Consider the following 11735-nt stretch of genomic DNA (forward strand, 5'->3'; position numbering starts at 1 on the left):
TGATTTAGATTGGCTGGGTTCACTAAGATGACATTAGTATGAGCCAAGCCACCACAACTGCAACGAAATGGATCCGCAAATCTTTCCTCGGGGAGACGAAACTTCCCCTAGTTTATGAGCCCGCAGAGGAAAAAGAATTACTCGATCTCACCGAATGGGTCAAAAAAAACCAGAAGGAATGGAGAGAGGACCTAAAAACCTATGGAGCAGTCTTACTTCGTGGTTTTCCTGTCCATAAGGCAACCGACTTCCAATCCATTCTTTTGGCAACCGACGAAAAACTAGGCGAGTTTTATTTAGGAACCTCTCCCCGAGATCAGGTCGTGAAACACGTGTTTACCGCAAGTGAGCTCCCTCCCCACTATCCAATCATGCAACATGCCGAGATGAGTTTTCTCGACAACCCCCCGAAACTTTTATTTTTTTATGCAGAAAAAGCATCGGAGACAGGTGGTGAAACTCCCCTTACCGATCTTAGAGAAATTTATAAAGAGATCGATCCAAAGATCAAAGAAAAGATTAAGGAACATGGTATCCGTTACAGAAGACGTTACGATGGACCGTCCACAACAGCACGGTTCTCTTTATGGAAAACCAAACGTTGGGATGAAATGTTTGGAACCACCAATCTCGATGATGTGAAAAAAATCTCTGATCAAAATAGATTTCAATTGGATTGGTTTGGAGTGGATTCGTTAACCATTACCAATGAACAATCAGGGTTTCGCATCCATCCAGAAGCAAAAACCACAGCCTGGCACAACCATTCCCAAACCTTTCACTACCAAGCTGCAGTGAGTGAAGTTTGGAAAATTTTCAAACGACAAAAAACAATTCGTTCTCTAGGTGTTGCGATTTTACTTACACTCCTTACTACGATTAAACGAATTTCAGGAGAACAGTCCCATGATGTTCATGTCACCTATGGAAATGGAGAAGAGATCACGACAAAGGAAATGCATTCCATTTCCAACCTATTTTGGAAACATCTAGTTGCGATCCCATGGGAAACGGGAGATGTTCTCATCATCGATAACTTTTCTATTTCTCATGGAAGGTTGCCCTTTACTGGGCCACGCCGAATCCTTGTAGGATGGTCTGAATAAATGGATATCAATGCAGTTCGTCTTAACTTTAACAAAGATTCAGTCTATTTGATCAATGCACTGATTGGTTTTATTATGTTTGGAATTGCCTTGGAACTAAAGTTGCAAGATTTCCGTCACCTTTTGCGTTATCCCAAACCAGCGTTTGTTGGTCTATTTAGCCAATATGTTTTATTACCAATTGCCACACTCCTCATCATTTGGGTGATTAATCCCCATCCTGGTCTTGCCCTTGGAATGGTTCTTGTGGCAGCTTGCCCTGGTGGGAATATGTCCAATTTTTTCACCCATTTAGCAAAAGGGAATTTGGCACTTTCAGTAAGTCTGACAACATTTTCTTCTGCATTTGCTTTTATTCTAACACCACTTGGATTTTTCTTTTGGGGGAATTTACTGCCTGTCACACGGGAGTATCTCAAATCAATCTCAGTGAGTCCTTATGAAATTTTGGTCTCAGTGACTTTACTGTTACTCATCCCTTTGTTACTTGGAATTGTTCTTCAAAAACTATTTCCGAAACTCACGCACACTGTAAAACGTGCGGTGCAAAGGATTTCCATTTTACTACTCGCTTTCTTTATCATTGGAGCTCTTGCCACCAACTGGAAGTTCTTTAAAGAATACATCCACCTTCTCTTTGGACTTGTATTCCTTATGAACTTAGCGGGTCTTTCTCTCGGGTATTACTTTGCGAAACTTTTCCGATTGCCACTCAGTGATAGAAAGACTGTGGCCATAGAAACAGGAATTCAAAACTCAAGTCTTGGACTTGCGATTGTTTTTAATTTCTTTGATGGACTCGGTGGAATGGCGATGATATGTGCCTGGTGGGGAATCTGGCACCTGATTGCCGGTGCCGCCATCGCTACTTATTGGAACAAAACTTCCAAGGAATTGGAATCTTAATTTAAGATTCCAATTCGATTGATATAGTCTCCAAAGGATTCTTTGGAATTTCTTTCTTTTGAGAACCTTCCAAAAAGTCCATCTAACTCAAGTAAAATTGCCGCCTCATCCAAATCATCTTTATACTTTTTATTGAGTCGGTATCCTTCGGCATCTGCACCTAAGTGTAGGTTGTATTTACCGTAAGACGTTCCCACAAGACCAATTTCGGAAATATACGGCCTTGCACATCCATTCGGACAACCAGTCATTCGAATCGATACCGGTTCATTGCCAAGGCCATGTTTTCCAAGGATGGGTTCAATTTTATCGATAAGGCTCGGGAGGTATCTTTGTCCTTCGGCAAGAGCCAACGAACAAGTGCTCAGTGCCACGCAAGCAATGGAATTCTTGCGAATTTGCGAAATTTCACTGGTTTTGCGATGGACTCCAAACTTCACAAGAATGGATTCAATAAGGTCTTTATCTTTCGGAAAAATATCAGAGAGAATTAGGTTTTGGTTACAAGTAAAACGGAATGTAGCCCTTCTTGTTTTAGAAACTTCAAGTAGTGCCGTTTTTAGGTTATATCCATGTTCGTCACAAACACGGCCATTTTCCACAAATACAGTATAATGCCAGTTACTTGCTGCATCTTGTTTCCAGCCAAAATCATCTGATCTTTGTGTGAATTGATATTCTTTTGCTGGTTCAAAACTAATCCCAACACGTTTTTCCACTTCTCGTTTGTAGAACTCCACACCTAACCGGTCCAAGGTGTATTTCAAACGGGAAAGTTTTCTGTCTTCTCTGTTTCCAAAATCTCTTTGGACTGTGACAATTTCATAAACTACTTTTAAGATGTCCTTTTTGGGAATATAACCAAATACAGTGCCTACTCTTGGATAGGTATCTGCATTTCCATGAGTGGTTCCGAGTCCCCCACCGACTGCCACGTTAAATCCAAGGAGTTGCCCATTTTCAATGATGGCGATAAGCCCAATATCATTGGTAAAAAGATCCACATCGTTGTAAGGGGGAATCGCAATCGCAATTTTAAACTTACGAGGAAGGTATACATCCTTATACAGAGGATCTTCTGGTTCTTCTTTTTCTGCTAAAAGATTTTCATCGAGCCAAATCTCATAATAGGCTCTAGTTTTTGGTAAAAGAGACCGGCTGATTTCTCCTGCATATCCAAACACTTCTTTGTGTAAGGGACTTGTGGCAGGATTCGAAGTACAAGTGACGTTACGATTGACGTCCCCACAAGCAGCAATCGAATCCAAAAATACAGAATCAAAAGCTTTGATGGTTGGTTTGATTTGTGATTTTAAAATTCCATGAAGTTGGACAGTTTGGCGTGTTGTGATTTTGATAGTGCCAGTAGAATTTTCACCAGCTACATTGTGTAAGGCTTCCCAATGAACCGGCCCAATCATTCCACCAGGGATACGCAAACGAATCATAAAGGAATACAAACGTTCTAATTTTTTGGCTGCACGTTCTTCTCTGCGATCCCTATCATCTTGTTGGTACATTCCGTGGAACTTAAGTAACAGTTGGTCATCGGAACGTAAAGATCCAGTATGTTCATCTTTCAAACTGTCACTGAGTGATCCTCTAAGTCCACGACTGAGGCGTTTTACTTTTTCTGCTAATGTTTCTTTTTTTTGTTCTGCCATGATTACCTCAGTAAACATCCTTAATGTAGCGACCCATTTCTTCCAATTCTTTTAGATAATCGGAAGCATCTTTTCCCGTATCAAATGTTCTTTCTGTTAGAATTTCAATGAGTTTGCGATCCACATCTTTACTCATAGGATCTTTGGAGCCGCAAAGATAAATGATCGCACCATTTTCAATCCACTTCAAAAGTTCTGCAGCATTTTCACCCATACGATCCTGCACATACACTTTTTGTTTTGTATCTCTTGAGAATGCTGCGTTTAATCTATGTAATACGCCTGTATCCATTAATTCTAAAAGTTCTGTTTGGTAATAAAAATCGGAGACAAAGTTTCTTTCTCCAAAAAATAACCAGTTTCTTCCATTCCCAGAATTTTGTTCTCTTTCAAATAAAAAACTTCTAAAAGGAGCAACACCAGTTCCTGGCCCAATCATAATGATATCTGTATCGGGACTTGGCAATCGGAAGGAATTATTTCGTTGGATAAAGAAAGGAACTACTTCCCCTTCTTTTAATTCCGAGAGATATCCAGAACAAAAGCCAGTTTTAATACCTGTAAAAGTCTCGATTTCGACTTCAGCAACCGTTAGATGGACTTCATCTTCACCATGGGCAGAAGGACTGGATGCGATAGAATAATATCGAGGCACAATCGGTTCTAAAATATCTACCAATGTTTGTAGTTCTAATTTATTTTCCGAAGTATGGAGAGTGAGAAGTACATCTAAGTCTGTTTTTCCAGAAGGGATTTCTTTTCCCACAAGCGAAGCATATTTTTGAATGACTCGATCAGGCAAAAAACGAACTGATACTTTTTTACGGAACAAATCATAAGCCATCCATGTTTCCCCTTTATAGGTAACACGAGTTTCACGATCTGTTTTTAATAAAGATAAAATCCGATTCACTTCCTCATCGCGATTGTAAGCAAGAAAACCAGCACTATCCCCTGGTTGGTAGTCAATGGGAACTGTTGTTTTGATTTCGATATGTCTTGTGGATTTACTAGCACCAGTATCGTTTAAAACAATATTAGTAATTACAGAACCTTCATAGACAACCTTACCACCGGAAGTCGGTTTTGCTGCTTGGCTTGTCTGAGTTGCACTTTGAGTGGTAGCAGTTTTTGAGTGGGCATTCAGTTTGGAAATAAGTTCACTCATCCAAGGTTTTGCGACTAAATCAAAATCTACGTCACATTTACCAAGAGTTTGGATGCGTTCTGCTCCCAATTTGGAAAGCATTGAATCTACATCTTCACCCGTTTGGCAAAATAATGGATAACTCGTATCACCTAATCCAAGTACGGCGAATTTAACTTTTGATAAGGAATCTTTTGAGTCTGCCAAAATTTGGATGAATGGTTTTGCTGCCTGCGGTGGTTCCCCGTCTCCATGAGTCGAGACGATAACAAATAAATACTCTTCTTCTTTCAGGTCCTTGGCTTTGTACGTATCTGTACTTTTGAGTTTGGCCGATACACCTAGTTCCTTTAATTTTTTAACGAGTTCTGTTCCTAGTTTTTTGGAATTTCCTGTTTCTGTTCCATACACAACACTACATTGGATGGGTTGGGTTTTTAAATTTCCATGTAAAGGATCATTCCCAGAATCAATGCTCACGGGAGGTGTGAAGGAAACATCCACACTGCTGCCCCCGAGGCTCGGTTGAGTGAGAGCAGACAAATATCCAGACATCCATACCCATTCGTCTTTTGTGGATTCTTTCAGTAATTGTAAAAATCGATTGCGTTTCTCATCGGATAGCATAAAAACCTATATTTGATTTGGATTCCAGTAAAACATCCAAAAAGTCTGATAAATTGAATCTTTCCCCAGAGATACACCCCGAGTAAACCAAAAAAATGGAGATTTTGTAGAAATTATTAGCCATTCACTTGACTATTTCCTACGATGTCGCAAGGTATAACAGATATGTCCTCCAATAAGACAGAACATGGATTTGTCAGTTTTGTGAGTGGTGGCCCAGGCCCCATTGACCTTTTGACCCTCCGAGGCCGAAACCGAATCGAATCTGCCGATGTCATTCTCTACGATGCCCTACTCGATCCCGAATTTTTAGACCTATTTCCGGAGTATGCCCAAATCCTATATGTGGGTAAAAGGGCAAACGAACACGCCCGCACCCAAAAAGAGATTAATTCTTTATTAGTCGAATTTGCCTCCCAAGGAAAACGAGTGGTGCGCCTCAAAGGGGGAGATGCCTCCATTTTTGGGAGGCTTGCCGAAGAAATCCAAAGCCTGGAAGAAGCTGGGATTCCCTTTGAAGTGGTTCCGGGTGTGAGTTCTGTGACCACAGGTGTCGCTGACTTAGGTCTCTCACTCACCGTTCGTGGGATTTCCAGACAAATCATCATCCTCGATGGTCATACCATTTTGGAAGATGAACGCAGTTGGATCGGGATGGAAAATTTTTTAGGAACCATTGTCATTCTTATGGGTAGTAAAAAAACAAGGGAACTTGCAGAACGACTAATCCAAAAAGGAATCAAAGGAACCACTCCCATTGTGCTTGCGGAAAATGTTGGAAGTTTCAACCCAACGTATTCCACGTCCACTCTCGCAGAGACTCTGTTAGATGGTATCCAAAAACAATCATCTGGTCCTGGAATCCTGTATGTGGGAGAAGCAATTCGTCCCTTGCTTGATAGAAAAGATAAAATTCAGAAAACTACACTCACAAGTTTATTGGCAGAATGAATTTCAAAAAATATCCCATTTTTTTAAACTTAGAAAACAAAAATATTCTTATCGTTGGTGGTGGGAATGCCTGTTTAGAAAAATTGGTGGGACTGGAATTTACTGGAGCCAAACTCCATGTGATCTCGATTGAATTCAGTGAAGAAGTGAAAACTTTTTTAAACAAATACCCAAACATCGCAGTAGAACAACGTGCGGTTCTAGAAGAAGATTTAAATCATCGTGATATTATTTTTTTAGCAACAAGTGATCCCGATACCAATCGAAATTTTCGAAAAACCGCCAAAGAAAAAGGGATTTGGGTGAACTCCGTGGATGATCCCAAAAATTGTGATTTTTACTCCTCCTCCTCGGTATCCATTGGTCCTGTTCAATTTGCAATTTCCACAGATGGAAAATTTGCGGGAGTGTCTTCTACTTTACGCAAACTCTTTGAAGAAATTCTTCCCGAAGAAGACCATGAACTTATGGAAACACTTTTTCTTATGCGAAGGAACTTAAAGGAAATCCTTCCTGAAAATGCAGAAAGAAGAAAGGTTTTAAAAGAAATAGTTCAAAATTTAAATTCTAAATACTTTCACAAACCTTAATTCGAATCTGGATAGATTTGAATCGTTGTTAGTTGGTGTTCATTGGCCCAAACGGAATGTAAAGGAATATTCACTATCATCTTCTCGTTACTATCTAACCTTACCGTCCACTCACCCGGTGTCCTTGGGTCTGCAAATTTTACTTTTTTAATGGGAAAGGGAAACTGGACTTCGAACTGAATGAATTCCACAAGAGTATTAAAACGAAGTAAATCATCTCTCTGTTTGGCCTCTTTTAAAATAGAATCAATTTCCTCTCGGTTGATTTCCAAGGCCTTTAAAAGTGGAGAGGACTTACTTGTATCCACAACCAATTGAATTTCTTTTGTTTGGTCTTCGGTAAATTCGATGAACCGAAATCCTGGCGGTAGGATATCTTTGTAATTGGAAAATTGGTACGCCCTCTCTTTGATACTGATCTCAAGTTCTCCTATAGGTTTCAGGCCGGAACCGAAAAAAACCCCTGAAGGTTTTTTGATAATCTTTTTTTGGTATAAAACAAGGTCACCTGAGAGGTCAGGTCGAATCTTTATTTTAATATTCCCACCGGCACAGGCACAAAACAATAGGCAGAAAATAACGGTTGGTGGTATCAGTTTCATATCACCAATGGAAACATTGGTGGCCAGTTTACAGAACTAAAAAATGATCTATCCAAAACAGTTTCACGGAAAAGCGAAAGATGTTTCGCTCGAATCCCATTTTTACAGCCGTTTTTCCAAGGAAATCCGCATTCCATGTAATATCTATTATTCCATTACCCTCATCACTCCAGATGTCCCTATGCGAGAAATCGACTTCCTTGTGGTCTCACCATACGGGGTCATCACCATCGAATTAAAAAATGGGAAGTGGAGGCAAAAAAAAGGCGAATGGGAATTCTATAATGTTCGCGCTAGGGATTGGAACCCAGTGGAAGGGAAATCGTATGCAAGCCCCATCGAACAAGTGGTTACCCAAAGGGATCTAGTCCGTGAGTTTTTTAAAAACCACAACCAACTAGTGGATTTGTTTCCAGCAGATTATTACGATAGTGCCATCTTCTTTTTAAAAAATGAAAGAAAAGAATTCCACTTACCAAATGACAGGCATCTGTATGTGTTTGGTGGGAAAGAAGTAGAAGATGAAATTGATTTAAATTCTATTTTAGAATCGATTCTATTTCGTTACAACAGAGAACCTCTGCCAGATTCAGTACTCGTAAAAGCACATGAGATCATTAAAAAGAACTTAAACTTTTTTCAAACTTTTCGTTCTCAGAAAGAAAAAGAAGAGGAGAATTTATTATTTTTTACCAAAGAACAATTTCAATTGGTCGAAGGAATTAGCAATTACTCGCGTAACTTAGTTTTTGGAAGTACGGGTTCTGGTAAATCGATCCTTGCGGGAGAGTTAGCCTTACAAAATGCACGAGCCGGTAAAAAAGTTTTATTGTGGCAAGGAGCCAAGGCACTCTACGAAATCTGGAAAGAAGAACTGACAAACATACCAGAAAAAGAAAACATTGAACTCATTAACAAAATTACAGAAATCAATCATAATAATATTGATCTTCTGATTGCTGACGGTATCGAAGATGTTTTGAATTTTCCACCAGAAAAAGAAGTTTTTATATATTTATCTAAATACTTTTGGGAACATAAAAATTGGATTCTTTTTATTTCTAGACGTTTCAAATATTTGCCATCAGCAATGTTAGAATACTGGAATTCACTTCCCATCCATGTTTGGGATATCAAACGGAATATAAGAAATTCACCAGAAATTGTCAATTTTGCAAATACACTACTAGATGATTTTTCTGAATCCCCTATTCAAAGTAATCTTTCCGATATCCAATTCATAAAAGCAGACGAGGACCTAACAGACCAAATTCGATGGTGTTTTGGATATGCAAAAAAGGTATTAGATGTGGAAAACGATGAAATTGTTGTGATATACAAATCGGAAGAATCTATATCACAAAATGGATTAAAACAATTTTTAGACGAGAACTCTATGCGAAACTATTCCGCAAAAGAATTTGCTGGAATGGAAGAAACTTGTGGGATCATCATTGGTTATGAAAACTGGGATCAAATAGAAACAAGGACGTCTCTTGCTGAAACCATTTTAAAAATCAGAAGTTTAGTTTGTGTATTCTACCCGCCTAAGGAAGAAGAGGTGATCCAAACTATTTTAAAAAAAGGTGACTCTGGCCCGTAAGCCGGATTCTGTTCTATGCGATCATTTATCTAATGCTCTCTACCCACAACCTGGCGGGACAGGCTCATAACGGTTGTTTACTTGAGATTGCACATCGGAGGGTTTACCAAGCCTTTATTCTTACGAACAAAGCGGTGGGCTCTTACCCCACCATTTCACCCTTACCTACCGAGGTAGGCGGTTTCCTTTCTGTTGCACTTTCCGTCCCCCGTTTCCCATTTCTGGAATCCGAAAGCCCAAGTGTTACTCGGTCCGATTGTCCCCTAGTGTCCGGACTTTCCTCCCCTTTTCCCCCAGAAGGCGGAAAAAAGGCGATCGCTCGGCCAGAGTCAGTTTCATTGGAAAGTCAGGTTCGATCTCGTCTATGAGTATTTGTTCTAATTGGCACAAATTATGCAATCTGTAGTGTTAGGGAGTCAAGCGAGGCACCTACTGTATGATCAAATACCAAATTGCTATACTATTCATCATTTCTTTTGGTTTGCATGCAAATCCCCTCTTGGATGAGTCCGCAGACGACATCCTAAGAGCCACTCGTTTGTCTCGAATTCCTTCCGTAATTGCAAACCTCGAAGAGAGGGCCATCCAAAAAATGGAAACCAATGACTTACTCTCAGCACGGGAAGATTTAAAAAAAGCCATCCAACTCAAACATGCGATTGGAATGAAGGAATCCGAAGGAAATGCCGGCCTTCTTTTGCAAATTTCTAAATTAGAATCTCGACTCGGAAACCGTTGTGAAGCCAACCAGTACTCCCACTTAGCAAAACGGATTGCACTTCGTATTGGTGTCAACCTGGGGGCCGTAGCCCTAGATCGTGCTGTAGTTCCCGACAATAGAAAACCAGAAGGATGTATTATTCCAGTTCAGATGAAAACGCAATTTTGCTGACCTAAATTAAGCTAATACTCCAAGCCGAAAATGGAGATTAGAGATGGAAAAACAAGTAAGAGAAAGACGTACGTTCAAAGCGGATGACAAGATAGGCATCATCCGAAAACACCTATTAAAATCAAAGTTGGTAGACACCTGTGATGAATATCGGATTCATCCAACCATGATGCAAAATTGGTTAAAAATAGTATTGGAAGCAGGACGCGAAGCATTGGCTGGGTCGAATCAAAAAGAATCCAATGAAAACAAGAAACTGATAGAAAAGTATGAAAAGGAACTGGAGAGGAAAAACAGAATCATAGCCGAACTCACAGGGGAGATCATCGACCTAAAAAAAGAAGCTGGGGAGCTCTGACAGGATTACATGTTTCGACTGCATTAAAGCATGAGATTGTAAATACCTTAGATCGGCTGAAAGAGGCGTCAGGTCTCCCCATCAAATACCTGTGTAGTAAAATAGATGTAAATCCAGGCAAGTTAACTGTTTGGAGAAAATGTAAAAACAAATCACCAAAGAAAGTAATTCCAAAATCGCATTGGATAACACCAGAGGAACGAAAGGCAGTTGAAGATTACAAACGAAATCATCCATTCAAAGGATATGTTCTTTTGGCATGGATGATGATTGATGAAAACATAGCATATATGTCTCCTTCTAGTGTATATCGCATTCTGGTGGACTGTGGTTTAAACCGCAGATGGCAAAAGCCCTTGGGAGAATCCAAGAAAACAGGTTTTGATCAACCTAAAGCTATTCATGAACACTGGCATATGGACATATCATATATCAATTTTAAAGGAAGTTTTGTTTACTTGATATCAGTGTTAGACGGATTTTCACGTGCAGTCCTTGCATGGTCAATCAATACGTGGCGTCACTTGATACACAGTTAGTTTTATGGGATGCATGCGACAAATGGCTTGGAGGCGATAAGTTTTTAGCGGTTCGTCTCATAACTGACAATGGATCTCAATTCTTGACTAAGGAATTCAAACAAATTTTGAAAGAATTTTCAATCCATAATGTTCGGACTTCTGTAAATCATCCTCAGTCCAACGGGAAACTAGAAAGATTTCATGGAACCATTAAGACTGAGTTAATCCGTGAAATACCAATGTATTCACTCGAACAAATTAGAGAAGAAGTTGGTAAATGGATTGAAGAATACAATTCGGTAAGACTTCATTCTGCAATCGGTTACGTAACACCTATGGATGTGTTTTATGGTCGCAAGGAAAAGATTTTAGCAGAAAGAAAAGAAAAACTACTTGAAGCAAAATTGAAGAGAAAAGAATACTCGGTAAAGGCTAATATAAGGCTTGTTGCTTAGCTTAATTTTGAATCTCAAAATTCTGTTTTTCACTGAACTAAGACACAAATATATCATGATAAATTGAAAAGCAATGTGATATTTCATTCAGAAATTCTCGTCTTAAGTTTTTATCTCTTTCGATTAGTTCTCTTATAGCGCTGAATTTTAGTTCACGAAAGGCTATTTGATAGGCTATAAAACCTGCAAATAGAATACCACCTATGATTAGACATTCTTTTACTATCTCTAGAAAATATTTAATATCAAAGCTGCAGTCCATAGATAATAATTCAATAAGTTCAATCATTTATTAATTTCCTTCATTTCGGCT

Annotated in this window: 11 protein-coding genes, 1 other RNA gene and 1 pseudogene; 8 read left to right on the top strand and 5 right to left on the bottom strand. The window is 39.3% G+C overall.

Annotated elements, in window-relative coordinates:
• The first annotated feature begins 38 nt into the window (after positions 1-38).
• Positions 39-1106: a TauD/TfdA family dioxygenase gene (locus tag LEP1GSC199_RS07130; RefSeq protein WP_002979693.1), complete on the top strand. Its 1068-nt coding sequence runs from the start codon at positions 39-41 to the stop codon at positions 1104-1106.
• Positions 1107-2012 (top strand): bile acid:sodium symporter family protein, encoded by a 906-nt coding sequence (locus LEP1GSC199_RS07135; protein WP_002979703.1) that lies wholly within the window; start codon positions 1107-1109, stop codon positions 2010-2012.
• Here the strand turns inward: LEP1GSC199_RS07135 and LEP1GSC199_RS07140 are convergent.
• Both LEP1GSC199_RS07140 and LEP1GSC199_RS07145 read right to left on the bottom strand, forming a co-directional pair.
• Entirely contained in the window at positions 2009-3676 is a 1668-nt protein-coding gene (locus tag LEP1GSC199_RS07140; RefSeq protein WP_039926324.1) for an NADPH-dependent assimilatory sulfite reductase hemoprotein subunit, read from the bottom strand. The two genes, LEP1GSC199_RS07135 and LEP1GSC199_RS07140, sit on opposite strands and share 4 nt — an antisense overlap.
• Before the next feature lie 7 nt (positions 3677-3683).
• On the bottom strand, positions 3684-5450 hold the full coding sequence (locus tag LEP1GSC199_RS07145) for a diflavin oxidoreductase (protein WP_002979714.1): 1767 nt from the start codon (positions 5448-5450) through the stop codon (positions 3684-3686).
• A gap of 165 nt (positions 5451-5615) precedes the next feature.
• On the opposite strand from LEP1GSC199_RS07145, the gene cobA reads away from it, so the two are divergent.
• Complete coding sequence (gene cobA, locus LEP1GSC199_RS07150; RefSeq protein WP_002979707.1) at positions 5616-6401, top strand: uroporphyrinogen-III C-methyltransferase; 786 nt, start codon at positions 5616-5618, stop codon at positions 6399-6401.
• Complete coding sequence (locus LEP1GSC199_RS07155; protein WP_002979661.1) at positions 6398-6991, top strand: precorrin-2 dehydrogenase/sirohydrochlorin ferrochelatase family protein; 594 nt, start codon at positions 6398-6400, stop codon at positions 6989-6991. Before cobA ends, LEP1GSC199_RS07155 begins: the two co-directional genes overlap by 4 nt.
• On the opposite strand, the gene LEP1GSC199_RS07160 is transcribed toward LEP1GSC199_RS07155, so the two are convergent.
• On the bottom strand, positions 6988-7593 hold the full coding sequence (locus LEP1GSC199_RS07160; protein ID WP_198288763.1) for an LBF_1134 family protein: 606 nt from the start codon (positions 7591-7593) through the stop codon (positions 6988-6990). The two genes, LEP1GSC199_RS07155 and LEP1GSC199_RS07160, sit on opposite strands and share 4 nt — an antisense overlap.
• 43 nt (positions 7594-7636) lie before the next feature.
• Here LEP1GSC199_RS07160 and LEP1GSC199_RS22275 point away from each other — a divergent pair.
• Positions 7637-7984, top strand: a pseudogene (locus LEP1GSC199_RS22275) (nuclease-related domain-containing protein); the annotation flags it as partial.
• Positions 7985-9177: 1193 nt separating this feature from the next.
• On the opposite strand, the gene rnpB reads toward LEP1GSC199_RS22275, so the two are convergent.
• An RNA gene (gene rnpB, locus LEP1GSC199_RS20530) (RNase P RNA component class A) lies at positions 9178-9527 on the bottom strand.
• Positions 9528-9632: 105 nt separating this feature from the next.
• Here rnpB and LEP1GSC199_RS07175 point away from each other — a divergent pair.
• The 3 genes from LEP1GSC199_RS07175 to LEP1GSC199_RS20790 all read left to right on the top strand — a co-directional run bounded on the left by LEP1GSC199_RS07175 (position 9633) and on the right by LEP1GSC199_RS20790 (position 11422).
• Positions 9633-10088 (top strand): LEPBI_I1174 family sigma 54-regulated protein, encoded by a 456-nt coding sequence (locus tag LEP1GSC199_RS07175; RefSeq protein WP_002979676.1) that lies wholly within the window; start codon positions 9633-9635, stop codon positions 10086-10088.
• 43 nt (positions 10089-10131) lie between these two features.
• Entirely contained in the window at positions 10132-10446 is a 315-nt protein-coding gene (locus LEP1GSC199_RS07180; RefSeq protein WP_002975869.1) for a hypothetical protein, read from the top strand.
• A gap of 499 nt (positions 10447-10945) precedes the next feature.
• On the top strand, positions 10946-11422 hold the full coding sequence (locus tag LEP1GSC199_RS20790; protein ID WP_002979674.1) for an integrase core domain-containing protein: 477 nt from the start codon (positions 10946-10948) through the stop codon (positions 11420-11422).
• A 37-nt stretch (positions 11423-11459) separates the two neighbouring features.
• Here the strand turns inward: LEP1GSC199_RS20790 and LEP1GSC199_RS07190 are convergent, their stop codons facing one another.
• Complete coding sequence (locus tag LEP1GSC199_RS07190; protein ID WP_039926322.1) at positions 11460-11711, bottom strand: hypothetical protein; 252 nt, start codon at positions 11709-11711, stop codon at positions 11460-11462.
• Positions 11712-11735 lie beyond the last annotated feature (24 nt).

This window comes from Leptospira vanthielii serovar Holland str. Waz Holland = ATCC 700522 (genome assembly GCF_000332455.1).
GTDB lineage: Bacteria > Spirochaetota > Leptospiria > Leptospirales > Leptospiraceae > Leptospira_A > Leptospira_A vanthielii.